The organism is Bradyrhizobium genosp. A (genome assembly GCF_049949275.1).
In the GTDB taxonomy this organism is placed as follows: domain Bacteria; phylum Pseudomonadota; class Alphaproteobacteria; order Rhizobiales; family Xanthobacteraceae; genus Bradyrhizobium.
In genome coordinates this window covers 4,750,709-4,764,213 of record NZ_CP188196.1, presented here as the reverse complement: position 1 = coordinate 4,764,213, position 13,505 = coordinate 4,750,709, and the positions used below count along the sequence as shown (strand labels likewise).

The 13,505-nt window shown below is 61.7% G+C and carries 25 protein-coding genes and 1 tRNA gene; 10 read left to right on the top strand and 16 right to left on the bottom strand.

Annotated features, from left to right (window positions below; genetic code table 11):
* Nucleotides 1–37: 37 nt before the first annotated feature.
* Nucleotides 38–442, top strand: coding sequence for a GFA family protein (locus ACP2YP_RS22190; RefSeq protein WP_426418484.1), 405 nt, complete (start codon nucleotides 38–40; stop codon nucleotides 440–442).
* A 198-nt stretch (nucleotides 443–640) separates the two neighbouring features.
* Nucleotides 641–716, top strand: a tRNA-Val gene (locus tag ACP2YP_RS22185).
* A gap of 9 nt (nucleotides 717–725) precedes the next feature.
* On the opposite strand, the gene ACP2YP_RS22180 is transcribed toward ACP2YP_RS22185, so the two are convergent.
* A complete protein-coding gene (locus ACP2YP_RS22180; protein WP_426418483.1) occupies nucleotides 726–977 on the bottom strand; it encodes a hypothetical protein in 252 nt (83 codons plus the stop codon).
* A 175-nt stretch (nucleotides 978–1,152) separates the two neighbouring features.
* Between ACP2YP_RS22180 and ACP2YP_RS22175 the strand changes: the two genes are divergently transcribed.
* Nucleotides 1,153–1,323 carry a hypothetical protein gene (locus ACP2YP_RS22175; RefSeq protein ID WP_426418482.1) on the top strand — a complete coding sequence of 57 codons (171 nt, stop codon included), beginning with the start codon at nucleotides 1,153–1,155 and terminating at the stop codon, nucleotides 1,321–1,323.
* 11 nt (nucleotides 1,324–1,334) lie between these two features.
* Here ACP2YP_RS22175 and ACP2YP_RS22170 read toward each other — a convergent pair whose 3' ends face one another.
* The 10 genes from ACP2YP_RS22170 to ACP2YP_RS22125 form a co-directional block, all read right to left on the bottom strand.
* Complete coding sequence (locus ACP2YP_RS22170; RefSeq protein ID WP_426418481.1) at nucleotides 1,335–1,694, bottom strand: hypothetical protein; 360 nt, start codon at nucleotides 1,692–1,694, stop codon at nucleotides 1,335–1,337.
* 38 nt (nucleotides 1,695–1,732) lie between these two features.
* The gene (locus ACP2YP_RS22165) at nucleotides 1,733–1,915 is read right to left on the bottom strand and encodes a hypothetical protein (protein ID WP_426418480.1); all 183 of its coding nucleotides are present in this window, start codon (nucleotides 1,913–1,915) and stop codon (nucleotides 1,733–1,735) included.
* Nucleotides 1,916–2,107: a hypothetical protein gene (locus ACP2YP_RS22160; RefSeq protein WP_426418479.1), complete on the bottom strand. Its 192-nt coding sequence runs from the start codon at nucleotides 2,105–2,107 to the stop codon at nucleotides 1,916–1,918. It abuts the gene before it with no gap.
* A complete protein-coding gene (locus ACP2YP_RS22155) occupies nucleotides 2,108–2,977 on the bottom strand; it encodes a hypothetical protein (protein WP_426418478.1) in 870 nt (289 codons plus the stop codon).
* A gap of 14 nt (nucleotides 2,978–2,991) precedes the next feature.
* Nucleotides 2,992–3,288, bottom strand: a complete 297-nt coding sequence (locus ACP2YP_RS22150; RefSeq protein WP_426418477.1) for a hypothetical protein — start codon at nucleotides 3,286–3,288, stop codon at nucleotides 2,992–2,994.
* A gap of 11 nt (nucleotides 3,289–3,299) precedes the next feature.
* Complete coding sequence (locus tag ACP2YP_RS22145; RefSeq protein ID WP_426418476.1) at nucleotides 3,300–3,569, bottom strand: hypothetical protein; 270 nt, start codon at nucleotides 3,567–3,569, stop codon at nucleotides 3,300–3,302.
* 2 nt (nucleotides 3,570–3,571) lie between these two features.
* Nucleotides 3,572–3,958, bottom strand: coding sequence for a hypothetical protein (locus ACP2YP_RS22140; RefSeq protein WP_426418475.1), 387 nt, complete (start codon nucleotides 3,956–3,958; stop codon nucleotides 3,572–3,574).
* 14 nt (nucleotides 3,959–3,972) lie between these two features.
* Complete coding sequence (locus ACP2YP_RS22135; RefSeq protein ID WP_426418474.1) at nucleotides 3,973–5,652, bottom strand: hypothetical protein; 1,680 nt, start codon at nucleotides 5,650–5,652, stop codon at nucleotides 3,973–3,975.
* Nucleotides 5,636–5,839, bottom strand: coding sequence for a hypothetical protein (locus ACP2YP_RS22130; RefSeq protein ID WP_426418473.1), 204 nt, complete (start codon nucleotides 5,837–5,839; stop codon nucleotides 5,636–5,638). Before ACP2YP_RS22130 ends, ACP2YP_RS22135 begins: the two co-directional genes overlap by 17 nt.
* 68 nt (nucleotides 5,840–5,907) lie before the next feature.
* Entirely contained in the window at nucleotides 5,908–6,102 is a 195-nt protein-coding gene (locus ACP2YP_RS22125; RefSeq protein ID WP_426418472.1) for a hypothetical protein, read from the bottom strand.
* A 107-nt stretch (nucleotides 6,103–6,209) separates the two neighbouring features.
* On the opposite strand from ACP2YP_RS22125, the gene ACP2YP_RS22120 reads away from it, so the two are divergent.
* The 7 genes from ACP2YP_RS22120 to ACP2YP_RS22090 all read left to right on the top strand — a co-directional run bounded on the left by ACP2YP_RS22120 (nucleotide 6,210) and on the right by ACP2YP_RS22090 (nucleotide 10,083).
* Entirely contained in the window at nucleotides 6,210–6,557 is a 348-nt protein-coding gene (locus tag ACP2YP_RS22120; RefSeq protein ID WP_426418471.1) for a hypothetical protein, read from the top strand.
* Nucleotides 6,554–7,192, top strand: coding sequence for a hypothetical protein (locus tag ACP2YP_RS22115; protein ID WP_426418470.1), 639 nt, complete (start codon nucleotides 6,554–6,556; stop codon nucleotides 7,190–7,192). Before ACP2YP_RS22120 ends, ACP2YP_RS22115 begins: the two co-directional genes overlap by 4 nt.
* A gap of 9 nt (nucleotides 7,193–7,201) precedes the next feature.
* On the top strand, nucleotides 7,202–8,149 hold the full coding sequence (locus ACP2YP_RS22110; RefSeq protein ID WP_426418469.1) for a hypothetical protein: 948 nt from the start codon (nucleotides 7,202–7,204) through the stop codon (nucleotides 8,147–8,149).
* Between the two features lie 3 nt (nucleotides 8,150–8,152).
* Nucleotides 8,153–8,458, top strand: a complete 306-nt coding sequence (locus ACP2YP_RS22105; RefSeq protein WP_426418468.1) for a hypothetical protein — start codon at nucleotides 8,153–8,155, stop codon at nucleotides 8,456–8,458.
* 3 nt (nucleotides 8,459–8,461) lie between these two features.
* Nucleotides 8,462–9,220: a hypothetical protein gene (locus ACP2YP_RS22100; protein ID WP_426418467.1), complete on the top strand. Its 759-nt coding sequence runs from the start codon at nucleotides 8,462–8,464 to the stop codon at nucleotides 9,218–9,220.
* 417 nt (nucleotides 9,221–9,637) lie between these two features.
* Nucleotides 9,638–9,883 carry a hypothetical protein gene (locus tag ACP2YP_RS22095; protein ID WP_426418466.1) on the top strand — a complete coding sequence of 82 codons (246 nt, stop codon included), beginning with the start codon at nucleotides 9,638–9,640 and terminating at the stop codon, nucleotides 9,881–9,883.
* Entirely contained in the window at nucleotides 9,880–10,083 is a 204-nt protein-coding gene (locus tag ACP2YP_RS22090; RefSeq protein WP_426418465.1) for a hypothetical protein, read from the top strand. Before ACP2YP_RS22095 ends, ACP2YP_RS22090 begins: the two co-directional genes overlap by 4 nt.
* A 34-nt stretch (nucleotides 10,084–10,117) precedes the next feature.
* On the opposite strand, the gene ACP2YP_RS22085 is transcribed toward ACP2YP_RS22090, so the two are convergent.
* The 5 genes from ACP2YP_RS22085 to ACP2YP_RS22065 all read right to left on the bottom strand — a co-directional run bounded on the left by ACP2YP_RS22085 (nucleotide 10,118) and on the right by ACP2YP_RS22065 (nucleotide 13,202).
* The gene (locus tag ACP2YP_RS22085; RefSeq protein WP_426418464.1) at nucleotides 10,118–10,420 is read right to left on the bottom strand and encodes a hypothetical protein; all 303 of its coding nucleotides are present in this window, start codon (nucleotides 10,418–10,420) and stop codon (nucleotides 10,118–10,120) included.
* Between the two features lie 372 nt (nucleotides 10,421–10,792).
* Complete coding sequence (locus ACP2YP_RS22080) at nucleotides 10,793–11,338, bottom strand: recombinase family protein (RefSeq protein ID WP_426418463.1); 546 nt, start codon at nucleotides 11,336–11,338, stop codon at nucleotides 10,793–10,795.
* A 129-nt stretch (nucleotides 11,339–11,467) separates the two neighbouring features.
* Nucleotides 11,468–11,797, bottom strand: coding sequence for a hypothetical protein (locus tag ACP2YP_RS22075; RefSeq protein WP_426418462.1), 330 nt, complete (start codon nucleotides 11,795–11,797; stop codon nucleotides 11,468–11,470).
* Nucleotides 11,790–12,137, bottom strand: coding sequence for a hypothetical protein (locus tag ACP2YP_RS22070; protein WP_426418461.1), 348 nt, complete (start codon nucleotides 12,135–12,137; stop codon nucleotides 11,790–11,792). Before ACP2YP_RS22070 ends, ACP2YP_RS22075 begins: the two co-directional genes overlap by 8 nt.
* A gap of 354 nt (nucleotides 12,138–12,491) precedes the next feature.
* Nucleotides 12,492–13,202, bottom strand: coding sequence for a hypothetical protein (locus ACP2YP_RS22065; RefSeq protein ID WP_426418460.1), 711 nt, complete (start codon nucleotides 13,200–13,202; stop codon nucleotides 12,492–12,494).
* Between the last annotated feature and the right edge of the window lie 303 nt (nucleotides 13,203–13,505).

The window sequence follows — 13,505 nt, the reverse complement described above, 5'->3', positions numbered from 1 at the left end:
TTCGGGCGCCGTTTTTGTTTCGGGGGAAGGGGACGCGATGGAGATCGACGGGCAATGCCATTGCGGAAAGATCACCTTTGAGGCCGAGATCGACCCTGAAACCATCTCGGTCTGTCATTGCCGCGACTGCCAGACCCTGACGGGCTCGCCGTTCCGGGTGACCGCGATCTGCTCCAAGGCCGACGTCAAGCTCACCGGCGGCACGCCAAAGGTCTACGGCAAGCGCGGCGACAACGGCCGGATGCGCTTCCAGCACTTCTGCGCCGACTGCGGTTCCCCGCTGTTCACCAGCGGCGAGGGCGACCAGGCCGACGATTGGGGCATTCGCTGGGGCAGTATCCGCCAGCGCGACCAATTGCGCCCCGTCGGGCAGATCTGGTGCCAGTCGGCCGCGGTGTGGATCGATGCTGTGCCGCTGCTGCCCGGCAGGCCGGGGGATTGAGGGTCCCATGGATGGACGTTCCGTACTTGCCCGTATGGGGCGGGTAGGGATAAAGAAGCACCGTGGGGCGGTTAGCTCAGCTGGTTAGAGCATCTCGTTTACACCGGGACGCTTCCGACGCAAAAAGCTCAATGAAACAATGAGCTTCCATGTCGGTCCAGCCGGGCGCAACAGAAACCGCAACAGATACGACGGCAAGGGCGGTTAGCTCAGTTGGTAGAGCGCCTGCTTTACACGCAGGATGTCGGCGGTTCGAGCCCGTCACTGCCCACCATCACCGTGATCAGTCCGGATGCCAGAGCCACACACGGTCACGGCCGGCAATGGCCTCGTACAGGGACGAGATTGCGGCATAGGTGCAAGGCACTAGCGCCACAAGCCAGAGCAGCGGGGGAAGCAGTTCCGCTAACGAAAGCTGGCCGAGGGGAGTGTGAAACAGCGCGCTGTCATCCGGCACGAAGGCAAACCATCCGATCAGAATCGCGAGGCCAAATACCGCCTTCATCGTCCGCTCGCCGGGGGAATATTGCGACATGGGGACCACCTCCAGAGCTGACGGTACCATCAATTTAGCCCGCCTTGCCATCCCCCGGTTCCTGCGCAATGATGCCACAATCCGTGGAAGGGCAATCACGTCCGCCTCGCTCGCAACCTGATCCCCTAGTCCCTTAGCATAGCGGGGACGGCGATCGATCGTTGAGGCGCCCTCCATGTTCCCGCAGCTTTTGTTGATCATTCCCGTTGCCCTGATCCTGGCAAGCGCCATCATTGCGGGTGCGCTCGGTGCAGATCAAGAGACGATTGGGCTCGTTACGGCGGCTGCGGCTTGGGCGATCGTGCTCATTGCCGGATGGTGGCATCGCGATTCGCCAATCAAGTGATACCCGGCCCGTCAGATTGGGAACGAGAACTGCCTCACAACCACGATGCCGGTATGCCGCACTGTCATGACGACGGGCTCGGCTGATCCCTCCGGCAGGGGCACCAATTCGCCGTCAACGCCGGTTGTGAAGTTCTCGACGATGACTCCGGGAATGATCCGTTCGCTGCGTCCAATCTCTTCGATCTTGTGGCCCGCCTTGGCGAGTTCATCCGGGAGCGTCGAGCCCGGCAGGCAGTCGATTGTGATGTCCAGCGCGCCCGGCGTCGAGGTGACCCAGCCGTGGCGGCTGGCGACAAAGGCGACCATCTCGGCGAAACGCTCGGCGCGATCCTTGCGGACCACGGGGCGGCGCTCCGTGCCATCATGCATGGTTCCTTTTTTCTCACGCCAGCGCTGATACCAATCGCTCACCGATCCAGCCCGTTCGCAAACTCGACAGCAGCATCAACGTAGGCCGCTAAGGCATCCACGATGGCGGCTTTGTCTCGCCGTTGGCCGGCACGGAGCAGGGTCCGGCAGCGGACCATGACGACGCCATGGAGGGCTTCCAGCTCGGCCAAGGCGTGGTCATTGGGCGTCGGAATCGCCATTCAATGCTTCCGGAGGTTCAGGCCGATGGCGGCCTCGTCGCCGAACTTGTCGGCGACCGCTAGCAGCGTCTCGCCAAAGCTCTGCACTTTGAGATCGGCAGGCTGCCACGGATGGAAATCGGTCATGAGCAGCAGCCAAACCCAGTTGTTGACTGCGGCGTTATCGTGAAAGCGAACCGGGGGAATGCTCATTTAATTGCGCTCCGGCTGCGGATAGCGGCCTTCGGCGCGCTCTCGGGCTAGCCTCGCCTTATTGGTTGCGTACAACCTTTCTCGCTCGGCAACGGACAGGTCTGAACTGAAACTGTTCTGCGCAACGAAGCGTTCTTCGGCCGACAGCGTTACCTTCGACAAATCCGCTGTCCGCTTCCCCGACAACATAGGCACTTCTCGCGAGACCGGCGCTGTCATGGGCATGCTGCGCGTGCGTGGCGTCAACGCTGGCTCCGGCAGTTGTGCTGCCAGAACGTCCGGCGCGGACGCTTGCGCATTGTAAGCGCTCTGTAGCGAACTGACCTCGGCATTTAGTCTGGCTTGATGGTCAACCTGCGAGTCGAAGTGGCGCGGCGGCTGGGTCATCGTGCTGGCAGCGGACCGCGCTGACTCGGCGAGGCGCGCGCGCCGAACGTCCATCTCGGCGCGGACGGCGTCAACCATGTAGCGGTCAAGCTCTGGCGTGTCGTCCTGAAAGCCTGCCTGTAGGGCCTCGTTATAGGCCTGCCTCATCAGCTTACTTTGATCGGAGTTCAACATCTCAGGGTTGGACTTGAGAAAGGCGCGCTTGTGGTCGCTGAGGTTCGGCAGTTGATTGACAAACTGCTCAACAGTCATTGGCTGCTGCGACTGCTGGGCCGCCTGGCGTTGCAGCTCCTCGGCGCGGAGCTGCCCATTCAATGCGCGAGCGACAGCATCGTCTTCAACGGCCGATGGCGGCCCTGGGCGCAGTTCATCCGTGCTCCCCAGGGCTGCCTGCTCGCTCTCGACCGTGTCGGCCGGGATCGGAACTCGGCCGCCGTCTCGGTAGCCCGGCACTGTGTCTTTGTATCGCCGCATGCGCGCCATTGCACGTCTCTCGGTCAGGCGTTGCGGCGAATGCCGGCCAGATAGGACGAGTCGCCGACGACGTTTTTATCGGCCTTGGCCACGGCGCGCGCATCGCCGCCCCTCGGCTTCGCCTCCGTGTCATGCAGACTGACGTCGCTGCCGGTATCGGGCAACTTGATTTCGCCGCCCTTCGCTCGCGGCGCGAGCTTGGAGTTCTCCGACGCCCGCTTGCTCCAGCGGTCTAGGTTGGCCTTATCGTTGGATTCGCCGTCCCAATTCTCGCGACGGCTGGGATTGGCATATTCTCGAAGCCTATCAAGTCTCGACATTGCTGCTCTCCTTAGACCTGCCGGACGACGTATCCGACACATGAATTGGCATTGCTGCGAACGGGCTCCGTCAGATTGAGCACGCGCCCATGCGCGCGAGCATCCATCGCTTCACGCGCCAACTTCGTCTTGTCGGGGATGAAATCGAACCGGCGATCCTCTGTCATCCATTCCGCCATGCGACGGGCAATCTCGGTCTGATTGTGCTTGCAGACGATCCGAGCCTCGTCGTGCATCTTCATCAGGGTTTCGCTGATGTCGTTCGTTGTGCGACCAAACATGATTACCTCCGTACCGAGCCTTGATCCACGGAATAGGCTCCCGTCGCCACCATGTGGCGATGCTTTGCCTTCTGCTCCATGTAAACCCGTTCCTTGTCGTCCTCGGTCATCCGGCCGGTCGGGTCCGTGTAGCTATTGCGCGCCACATAGCGCTCTTCCTCGCTCAAGCCGTAGCGCGACGGGTTCGTCGGCTGCGCCGCGTAGGCATCGCGGGCCATGCTGTTCAGCTCATTCATCGAGGCACGCAATCCAGCCATCTGCTGGGCGGCTGCGGCCATGCCGTCGATATCGTTGTTAATCTCAGCATGCTGGTAGTGCATGTTGGCTTCCTGCATCGCGACCTGAAAGCCGCGAAGGCTGCGCTGGTGAACTTCTCGAAGATCGGCCATGTGTGGATACTCCTCTATTGAACCTGATCATTGTTCTGGGGAAGGCGGCCGAGCTGGCGCGCCGTGCGAACCGGCAAGACTGAGAGCGGCGTAGCAACGCGACCGAGCTGCCTGGCGGCCCTGCCGGCGCCGTGGGCGGCCTCGCCGACGAGACGGGGCGACATCGCCGGCAGCGTTGCCAGCGCACCAGCACCAGCGCCTGCCGTGCCAGCGCCAAGGGCGCCCGCTGCCATCGCCGGCAGCTCCGTAGCGACCAAGCGGCCCCAACCACGGGGCATCCATGAGCCGAGCGATTGGCCTGCAAGCTTCTCCATCAGACGGGGCGCGCCGGCATTGACGAGATAGTCCGCCAGCTCGGCGCGGCGGCCATACGCCGTTGTGACGTTGTCGCGGAGAACCGATTGAAGCTTGCGCAGCGTGGTGTCTACCGAGGCCTTGGGATTGATGGACAGCGTCTTTTCCATCTCCTTGATCAGGTCGCTGGCCTCCTGATAGGCGTTCATCGCTTTGGCGTAGTCCGGTGCCTGGTCGACGATCGTTCGCCGGATGCCCTGATAGGCGCGATCAGCGACAAGACGCTCCGGCGTCCCGTACTGCGTCGCGTCCCGGATCGAGCCGACTTTCTGCTTCAGGGCGTCAAACCCCTCGGCTGTGTGGTACTCGGCTGGATCGAGAGAGCGCCATTCATCGATTACGTCGGCGAGCTGATGCCGGATGCTCTGTGTGCTCGGCGAGATGTCCTGACCCTTGAACGTGTTCACGCCGCCTGCCTTCCGCATGGCGTCGTCAACCTCATCGAAGTTCAAGATCGTCCGGTCCATGCCGATATCCTGCATGGCCTGCCGATAGGCGTTGCCGCGCTCCTGTCGCATCTGGCCAACGGCCTTGCGGGCGTCGTCGACAGCTTCCCCCATCGGGGCCTGACCGCGCATGTTCTCACGGAACGCACTGCCAGCCTCGCCGCCCTCATAGCCCGACCTTGCAGCGAGCCTGATCGGCTCGGCTCCGACTCCGGTCGTCAGACCAAGGCCTTCGGCTCCGACATAGCCCGCGCCCTTGGCCAAGGCGCTGCCGGCGCGAGCGGCATTGTTGATCGGATCAATGGCGCGGCCGGCAGCACCAGCGATCTCACCGGCCTTGCCAACGATGCCGGGCGCGCGCGCGAGCGCGGACTCGCCGCCCGTCAGGAGGATGGACAGGTCGCCGAGCACGCCAACGGGATCATTGGCGAAGGCGCGCTTGACGTTCTCAACGCCGCCGTAGCGGTCCGCATAGAACCTGCCGACAGCGTCGGCATATTGGGCATGTTCGCCAGAGCCAAGGCCCGCCTTGTCGAGAACACCGAGGCCGAGGTTCTTCAGGTTCGTCGCGGTATCGACCGGATGAATGAACGGCTGAATGATGTCGTGGCCGAATTGAACGGCGCTGGCCGGCGTGTTGCGCAAGGCCTGAGAGCCGACGTCTGACCACGACATCGACGGGGCATTGCTCGGCTCTTGCGAGACGACGTTCCAGCCACCGGCATTCGATGGCGTTGGCGGGCTCGCCAGATACGCGTCAGGGTCGAACTGGGCATTGGGGCGCTGCTGTCCGGCGACGGCAGCCGGCTGCGACGCGAGATAGGCGTCAGGATCGAATGGAGGCTTCGCCGGCTCCGTCGAAACTACAGACCAATCATCAGGCTGCGTTGGCACGATCGCGCTCCGGCGTTTTCATCCGCGACGGCAACATGCCTTGCTGCCGGAGGAACGTATCGAACGAGAGCCGATAGAGATCGCTCTTGGTCAATAGGCCATTTGCCGCGAGCGCATCAAATGCCGCTCCATGCTCTTCCGTGGTGTAGAACTCGATGATGACCGGGAAACGTCGGGGTTTCGCCATGGTGATTATCCCTGCGTTATACGGGAAAGACCCCGGCATTTTCCCGGCGCTTTCCCGTCATTGTCCATTCAGCCGCGCGTATCGCGGACATTGCCGCCATTGATCTCGCGCAAGCGATCATAGGAGTCGGCAAGTCGACGGTTTGCCGAATTGACCGCGTTGACGCCGCCGCCCTTTGAATAGTCGCGCGTGGCCTTATCGACAGCCGCGCGAGCCGAGTGGACCTCGTCATAGGCCTTATCGAGATCAGTCCAGAACATCATGGCAAGCTCCCGTTGTTTTCGGAGTACTGTAGGGATACTATCGAAAAGCGTTGATTACTTCAATGATCCAAGTATCCGTCAGCTTAACTGGAGATGAGTACAGTAAAATGCAGCCACGCTACATTACGCTGACCTCGACCGGCTCATCGCCTTGGCAGCTCGCCGATTGGGAGATCACGCCGCAGCAGATCAGCTTCGCCGTGATCTCGTCGGGGGGCTCCAGCTACTTCATCAGCGCCACGCTTGAGGACCCGACCGGAACGTATCCCTCGCCGGTCTCGTCCTCGCCAACGGCGTTCACGCTCTTTACCGGCAGCTCCAACGCAATGTTTGCGCTCGGCAGTTCCGCCGTCGCTCCGATCGGCAGCATCGCCGGCTATCGCTTCACCCTGAATACGCAGTCGAGCGCTGGCGCTCCGGTGACGCTGGTTGCGCTCCAATCGGGGATTGGTTGATGAGCGATCTCGATACGATCTCAGCCGGGCGCGAGGCATGGCAACGCATCTGCCAACGCGGCGAGAAGACATTCGAGGATTGGACCGCAATCGGGAAAGCGCTGGCGCTGGGGCGCGCGCATTGCCTCAAGCTCGCCGAGACGAACAAACCTTTCGGCAAGCGCTACACGGCTGCCATGACGCTCTGGCTTGAGACCAACGGCCTCGATGGGATTCACCAACAGGAACGCTGGTGGGCTCTCAAGGTCATCGACAACCTCGGCGAGATCGACAAATGGCGCGCCTCGCTCGACCCGGCCAGCAAGCGCCGCTGGAACCATCCGCAGAGCGCATGGGACAACTGGCGCCGTTCGCAGGGCCATGTAAGGCCGCGAAGCTCGTCCGGAACTGAGAGCACGTTCAAACGCCATCCGAGAGCGGGCGACCGGATGATTCATTGGCCGCAGGATCATCTCCGGCGCGCTGCAAACGCAATCCGCGAATGCCGCAGCATGGATTGCATTGTGATGGCCCGCGCCGCCCTTGAGGCGGCGATCCAGTCTGAAGCCGATCTCTACGCGCTCCTCGACGCAAAGGCGCCATGCCCCGCAACCCGTCCGACGCTGGCCGATGCACCGGCCTTGGCAACTGTTTGAGGTAATCCCATGGTTTCGACCTTCACGCCCAACATCAATCTTGAGCAGCCGGCCCGAGGCGACGACGTCGGCATTTGGGATACGCCGGTCAACAGCAATTCGGCCTTGACGGACCTCGTCGTTGGCGGCCTCGCAACAGTCGCGCTCAACAACTCGCCAGTTGTTCTTTCTGCGGCGCAGTTCCAAGCGAACAATATCACGTTCAATTCGACCTTGACCTCCAACGTGACGGTTACATTCCCGACGTCGTTTAAGAAACCGTACACTGTCGGAAATTTCTGCACCGGCTCCAGCGCGTTCACGATCACCCTGCAAACGACGGCAGCGTCGGCCGGCGCCCAAGTCGCTTGTTGCCCGCCAGGAGAGTATGTCTCTGTTTTCAATGACGGCGCCGGCATCCGATTTTTTAACATGGGCCGAATCGGCTCGTATATGGATTACGCCGGCTCGTCCTTGCCGTCGTGGATCAGCGGTTGCACCATCCCGCCTTATCTCAACTGTGATGGCTCGGCGATCTCATCGGCTTCGTATCCGGTATTGTTCTCGATGCTCGGCGGAACGCTGCCGGATGCGCGAGGCCGAAGCCGTGCGGCTCTCAACCAAGGGACAGGCCGCATGACGAGCGCAAGCGGCGGTCTCGACGGCAATACGCTTTTGGCTGGCGGCGGCAGCGACAGCAAAACCCTCGTCACCGCCAATCTTCCGCCATACACCCCCGCTGGTAGCATCGTTGCCAATAGCGTTGACAACGTGATGCATAATGGCGGTCCCGTCATCTCGATCCAAGGGGCCGGAGGCGGCTCGGTCCTGGGTTTCGGTCTCAACAACACGCCAACTTACGGCCCGCTCAATGTGCCATCAGCGTTCACCGGGTCTGCGCAGGGCGGCACGAGCAGCGCCGTCTCGGTAATGCAGCCGACATTGGTCGGCGGCCTGACCCTGATCCGGGCGGGGTAAACAATGACTGGACCCGATCCCCTGAACTACTTCACGAAGGCCGTGACGCTGGCCTCATCGGTCGCGCAGCTCGTCTCGCCGATTTCGCAATACAGATCATACCTCATGGTCCAGAACGTTGGCACAGGCGCGCTTAGCATCGGGTTCTCGACATCGCCGAAAGGTCCCGGACTTGGTTTGAGCCTCGATCCCGCGAGCGCTACAGGCCGTCAGGGCGGCAGTTGGGAATGGGCCGACGTCGTTCCGCAGAACTCCATCTATCTCTACTCGGCGGCTGGAACGGCGGCTGTCGTCATTGAGGGGACCTAGCAAATGACAAGCTTCGTTGACGTCTGTCGATTCAATCCAACTGCTGGGGGCACCTCCGATTGGACGTTCTCGACGGCAGTGCAGGGCTACCAAGGATTCACTTTAGCCGGCGCGGTCAATGGCGCGAAATACAGGTATAGGGCCGAGAGCGCCGATCTGACGCAATGGGAAATTGGGACCGGCGTATACAATTCCGGGACCGGCGTGCTTACGCGGGCTACGGTCCTGTACAACAGCGCGGGCACCGGCACAGGCTCCGGGCAAAGTGGTGCCGGATCAAAGATCAACTTCACTTTAGCCCCGCAGGTCGGGATCGTTGCGCTGGCGGAAGATTTCGGCCCCTTGGCCTTGTCGAACGCAACAGTGCAGAGCGGGACGCTAGCGCCAACAGGAACGACGTCAACCAGCGGAGTCATGATGGGGCTCGGCAGCACCGTGACTCTCACCCCGACCTACAGCGGTCGAGTGATGGTTTCATTTCAGATGGGAATCTCGAACTCGATTGCATCGTCAGGAAATACTGTATCATTGCGTTACGGCACGGGGTCGGCTCCCGCCAATGGGGCAGCCATTACCGGAACGCAAGCAGGGTCGATCATCACTGGTCAGATGCAGACTGCCGCGTTCATTCTTCCAACCTTTGTATCGGCAATCATCACAGGCTTGACGCCGGGTACGGCGTACTGGTTCGACTTGTCCCTCACGGTAACTGGCGGCACCGGCACGGTGAACAGCGTGTCGGGCAACGCCATGGAGTTCTGACGAATGCTTGGCTTTAACGCAGTCGGAAAGCTCGCTTTAGGCGAACCCGCCACGGGCGCCAAGGAACGATCGCGGGCGCAAGAGTCGCGATCACGATTCCGCGGTAGGCAAGCCGGACGGCTCGATGCATCGGTTGAGAGACCGCAATCCGATCACCTTGCCGTTGCGGATGAAGCGGACGCTGTCCGCGTCCAACCGACCAGCCTTGCGGATCGTCAGTAAGAGATGCTTGGCGAGAGCAGTATGATCGACGGCAAGGCCGGGATCATCCACGTCATCGCAGTGGAGCTGGAGCAGCGCGCGAGCAACAAAGCGCGACCTCAACTGAATCTAGAATTTTTTTACCTTGGAGATTGGCAATAGACAAAGCTCCCGCAACTGGCGAAGTCGGCGAAAATATTTGCCTTGGCGCGCGCAATGACGCCTGCCACCGTCAGCTCCGCTGAACATTCACAAGCGGGAGGCGAGACGATGAAAACAATCGGCAATGACCGAGAACAATCAAGCTCCGAGCTGTTAGCCGCTATGGGCCTAACAGACGAGCAGAACGATTTGCTCCAGAGCTATGTGAAAGCCCGCCTCCGAGAAGCTGTCGAGAAGGCCGCCAAAGAGATTGACCAGCGCCGCGCCGCACGTGACGCGCGGAAGGCAGCGGCACGATGAGCGACGATCCGCACGTGAAGAGACTTCTTGAAAACCAGGCGGCGATGATCCGAAACCAGAGCTTTGCGGAGGAGAAGGTGCACATGATCGAAGCCCTGCGCAAAGTGCACGAGGAAGACCGCAAGCGCATTATTGGCGAGGTGATGCTCGGCGCAGGCATGGTGCTACCCGCCGAGATCAGAAAGTTCTTCGGCGCCTAGGAGCCGCGCGCCAGCCACGCTGCGTCAAGCGCTCTCACACTCGCTTACGAAAGCGAAAGCGGCTCGTGAACGGTTCCTTGGTTTGATCGCCAAGCAGGAAAGTATCGATCTCGCGGGGCAACTCCGCATCGGCCGCGCGCTCAAAACCATCAAAGGCAACGGCCAGCGCTTCGATCGGCAGACCAACATAATAATCCGATACAAGTGGCTGCTCGGTCTCCGTGCTCACCATCAAGAATTCCGCGTAATGCGTCGGCATCGCCATCATCAGCTCGCCGAGCTTGTCCTGATAGGGTCCGAAGTCCGCAGCGTGAAAGCGACGCTTGAGCCAGATCATGCACATTCTCCCCGGTGATTTAGCAGGTGGCCGCATCATGCCAGCATCCTGCCGCTCTGGTATACACGAACTGACGCTTTCAACAGAGAAGGCCGCACAGAGGCTCGTGCCGCTGCCAGCTGTCAGACAGCGACCGACGCGCCTGCACGCTCCCTGCGCCACGCGGCGCAATCTGGCGGGCATTCTGATCGCCGACGATCCGCATCTCGCAAAATTCTCAGAAAAAATTTTGGAAAATGGATGCAGGGAGGCGACGGGGCGGGGGATTGAAATTCTCAAGCCGTCGCCGGGAACTCAGCCCCGGCCCCTGCCGGGTCCCGTTGGGGAGGGGCCAGAAAGCGCCGGGGAGCCAGCCCCAGCCCCTCCCGCCTCTCAAGCCTCAGCGAGCGCGCGATAGACCGAGGCGCGGCCGATGCCGAGCTGACGCGCGATCTCCGAAGGGCCGAGCCCTTGGGCTTTGAGCTTGATCACTTCGGCCTGGTTGATCGATGCCGGCCGGCCCTTGTACTTGCCTTCGGCTTTCGCCTTGGCGATCCCTTCGAGCTGGCGTTCCTTGCGCAGGTTGGTTTCGAACTCAGCGAAGACGCCGAGCATGTCCAAGAACGCCTTGCCGGCTGCCGTCTTCGTATCGATGGGCTGCTCGGTTGCCCTCAGGCTCGCGCCCTTGGCCTTCACTGCGCGAACGATGTCCTGCAAGTCGCCGATGCTTCGAGCGAGCCTGTCGATGCGTGTCACCATCAGGACATCGCCGGCCCTCAGGAAGTCGAGCACGGTCCGCAGCTCGGCGCGGCCCTCGGTCGTCGTGCCGCTCTGCTTCTCGGCTCGAATGATCTCGGCGCCAGCGGCCTTGAGCGCGGCGAGCTGGATGTCGAGGTTCTGATCAGTGGTTGATACTCTGGCGTAGCCGACGACGGTCATGTGATGCCCCTTGTCTCAATTGGCTTTAGACCATGAGACAATGATGTATCAAAAGTCCGATGTCAACTTAATTGAGACAGGAAAAGTGTCTCAGGCCGATGTTTCTTCCGGGTGTACCCAACTGAGACATCAGGATCGCGGCCGATAGCCCCCGGGCTTGATGGACAACGGCTTGGGCTTCGCCTTCCGCGCCAGCTTGCGCATCATGCTCGCGACATCGGCATAGCCGAGCCGGCCGAGGATCGCGGCGTTCTCCCGCAAAGTCTCGCGGCTGAGATCAGCAGCAGCGAGGGCAAGCTCGGCGCTGTAGTCGTCGGGCCTGCCCTCGGAGCGATCGACCTCGACCAGATAGCCGACGACCTCAGCGATGGACTCCAGCGCCGAGAGGCTGTTCTCGTCCGTATCCCGATCGTCAGCCAACTTGGCACGAAGGAGCGCAACGGCCACAGGGTCAGGCATGATCGATCACCTTGGGTGGCTTGGGCACGCGCTGGGGCTCTGGATTGCCGAGCATGGCGCAGGCAGAGCGGAACCGCTCGGCGAACGACGCGGCGTCGACGCCGACGTTGAGATTGACGTCCTTGGGCATCAAGCTTGCGATCACCTTGAGCAACGCGGCCGGATCGTCACGGGCAACGCGCGCGATGACGTCGGCGCCGTGAATTTCCCAGGCGTCGCGGAGATCAGCGATGAAGCTTTCTCCGAGCCGATTGCGCGAGCCTTTCGGCCGTCCACCAAATCCGGAATTGCCCGGTAGGAACCGGCCATTCTTTGTATCGCGCTCGATGATGTCGCTCATGGCCGCAACCTAGTCCTGCCGCTCTGCTTCGCCAAGCCCGTTACGATTTTTGTGACGGCGGGCTGCAATGATTCAAGTAGCTGCCAGAGGATCGCGCGCGCAGCTACATACTCCGTAGAAGCCGCGCGTCTTGTTTCCTCATCGGGACTTTGCCGTGATGGTAGCGCCGTTCTTCAAAACGGCGCGGACGTCACGGCGCTGATGGATTTCTGCACGCATCGCGGTGTGACGGCCGCCCTCTACGCGCCCTTGACGGGCGACGGGCCGCCATCACGCCGCTGCACTGAGCAAGTCGTGAGACAAGTCCGGCTCCAGCAATAGAAGTAATTATGCAGGGGCCGCACCTGTCTCACGTCACAGTGCCCTGACGGTCACGATTGCATACGAGATGCTTGAGACAAGTCCGTCACCTGCATAATGTGATTTTGCCTCACTGGCGGCCTGTTGCTGGCGGCGGTAATAGGTTGCGCGAGACAGGCCCAACGCCTCCCAAGGCGCAATCCTGGCAATCGAGTTGCCCTCGTACTCCGACCGCGTCATGCATCCGGCATCGCGGCGCTTCTGCGCTTTGTGTTCCCGCTTTTTCACCTTTTGCAGTTCCTTGCGCTGTTCGGCGTCGACATCGATCGAGCCGATGGTCGTGATCCCGAGGCGCTGACGGCGGGCATAGGTCAGGCCAAGTTCCTTGGCGAGCCTGTCCGCCGTGTACTTCCTCGGCTTGCGGAACACCTTGGCGATCAGCGTCTCTCGCTCTTCGCCGATCAGCCACGGAGCGCACCTGTCGAGCCAATCATTCATGAGCCATGGCCGGTCGACGGCCTGCCGGTAGAAAATGTGGTTCAGCATGATCTCGGCGTCGGCGCGGCCGGCGTCATCGTCGGGCAGCACGGGTCCGTAGCGGTCGCGGAGATACTTCTCCAGATCGATGCACCGCAGCGTTGCGCCGGGCACCTGACGGGTGCGCTTTGGGACGGCATTGCCGCCGAGCTTCACCTTCGTCGGCTTGCCCTTGGCGCTGCGCAGATATCGCGCGCGCGCCGTCGCCTTTGCAGCGGGCTTGCTCATCGGCCGATCCTCCGCAGCGCCCATGATCGGGACGCATCGCGGCCTGCCACGACACAATTCCGCGATCCACAGCGCGAGCATCGGAGCTTTGCGGTTTGATTGAGAAAGATGGTCGCGACGCCGGCATGGCCGCAGGCGGCACATGAGACGTGCAATCGCGTCGGCAATCGCCTGACAGCGGAGCTGGCGATCGTTACCGTGGCGGCGAGATGTCGTCCCTCGCCAGCGATTGGATGATCAATTGAGACTTGCGCGCGGGAGGTTGAATTCGTATTGATTTCAGCGGCGGTCCAAACTGCTGTC

What these genes read in the sequence shown, in the direction of transcription:
- ACP2YP_RS22190 (WP_426418484.1), top strand. Translation starts at nt 38, where the DNA reads ATGGAGATCGACGGGCAATGCCATTGCGGAAAGATCACCTTTGAGGCC.
- ACP2YP_RS22180 (WP_426418483.1), bottom strand. Translation starts at nt 977, where the DNA reads ATGTCGCAATATTCCCCCGGCGAGCGGACGATGAAGGCGGTATTTGGC.
- ACP2YP_RS22175 (WP_426418482.1), top strand. Translation starts at nt 1,153, where the DNA reads ATGTTCCCGCAGCTTTTGTTGATCATTCCCGTTGCCCTGATCCTGGCA.
- ACP2YP_RS22170 (WP_426418481.1), bottom strand. Translation starts at nt 1,694, where the DNA reads ATGCATGATGGCACGGAGCGCCGCCCCGTGGTCCGCAAGGATCGCGCC.
- ACP2YP_RS22165 (WP_426418480.1), bottom strand. Translation starts at nt 1,915, where the DNA reads ATGGCGATTCCGACGCCCAATGACCACGCCTTGGCCGAGCTGGAAGCC.
- ACP2YP_RS22160 (WP_426418479.1), bottom strand. Translation starts at nt 2,107, where the DNA reads ATGAGCATTCCCCCGGTTCGCTTTCACGATAACGCCGCAGTCAACAAC.
- ACP2YP_RS22155 (WP_426418478.1), bottom strand. Translation starts at nt 2,977, where the DNA reads ATGGCGCGCATGCGGCGATACAAAGACACAGTGCCGGGCTACCGAGAC.
- ACP2YP_RS22150 (WP_426418477.1), bottom strand. Translation starts at nt 3,288, where the DNA reads ATGTCGAGACTTGATAGGCTTCGAGAATATGCCAATCCCAGCCGTCGC.
- ACP2YP_RS22145 (WP_426418476.1), bottom strand. Translation starts at nt 3,569, where the DNA reads ATGTTTGGTCGCACAACGAACGACATCAGCGAAACCCTGATGAAGATG.
- ACP2YP_RS22140 (WP_426418475.1), bottom strand. Translation starts at nt 3,958, where the DNA reads ATGGCCGATCTTCGAGAAGTTCACCAGCGCAGCCTTCGCGGCTTTCAG.
- ACP2YP_RS22130 (WP_426418473.1), bottom strand. Translation starts at nt 5,839, where the DNA reads ATGGCGAAACCCCGACGTTTCCCGGTCATCATCGAGTTCTACACCACG.
- ACP2YP_RS22125 (WP_426418472.1), bottom strand. Translation starts at nt 6,102, where the DNA reads ATGATGTTCTGGACTGATCTCGATAAGGCCTATGACGAGGTCCACTCG.
- ACP2YP_RS22120 (WP_426418471.1), top strand. Translation starts at nt 6,210, where the DNA reads ATGCAGCCACGCTACATTACGCTGACCTCGACCGGCTCATCGCCTTGG.
- ACP2YP_RS22110 (WP_426418469.1), top strand. Translation starts at nt 7,202, where the DNA reads ATGGTTTCGACCTTCACGCCCAACATCAATCTTGAGCAGCCGGCCCGA.
- ACP2YP_RS22105 (WP_426418468.1), top strand. Translation starts at nt 8,153, where the DNA reads ATGACTGGACCCGATCCCCTGAACTACTTCACGAAGGCCGTGACGCTG.
- ACP2YP_RS22100 (WP_426418467.1), top strand. Translation starts at nt 8,462, where the DNA reads ATGACAAGCTTCGTTGACGTCTGTCGATTCAATCCAACTGCTGGGGGC.
- ACP2YP_RS22095 (WP_426418466.1), top strand. Translation starts at nt 9,638, where the DNA reads ATGACGCCTGCCACCGTCAGCTCCGCTGAACATTCACAAGCGGGAGGC.
- ACP2YP_RS22090 (WP_426418465.1), top strand. Translation starts at nt 9,880, where the DNA reads ATGAGCGACGATCCGCACGTGAAGAGACTTCTTGAAAACCAGGCGGCG.
- ACP2YP_RS22085 (WP_426418464.1), bottom strand. Translation starts at nt 10,420, where the DNA reads ATGATCTGGCTCAAGCGTCGCTTTCACGCTGCGGACTTCGGACCCTAT.
- ACP2YP_RS22080 (WP_426418463.1), bottom strand. Translation starts at nt 11,338, where the DNA reads ATGACCGTCGTCGGCTACGCCAGAGTATCAACCACTGATCAGAACCTC.
- ACP2YP_RS22075 (WP_426418462.1), bottom strand. Translation starts at nt 11,797, where the DNA reads ATGCCTGACCCTGTGGCCGTTGCGCTCCTTCGTGCCAAGTTGGCTGAC.
- ACP2YP_RS22070 (WP_426418461.1), bottom strand. Translation starts at nt 12,137, where the DNA reads ATGAGCGACATCATCGAGCGCGATACAAAGAATGGCCGGTTCCTACCG.
- ACP2YP_RS22065 (WP_426418460.1), bottom strand. Translation starts at nt 13,202, where the DNA reads ATGAGCAAGCCCGCTGCAAAGGCGACGGCGCGCGCGCGATATCTGCGC.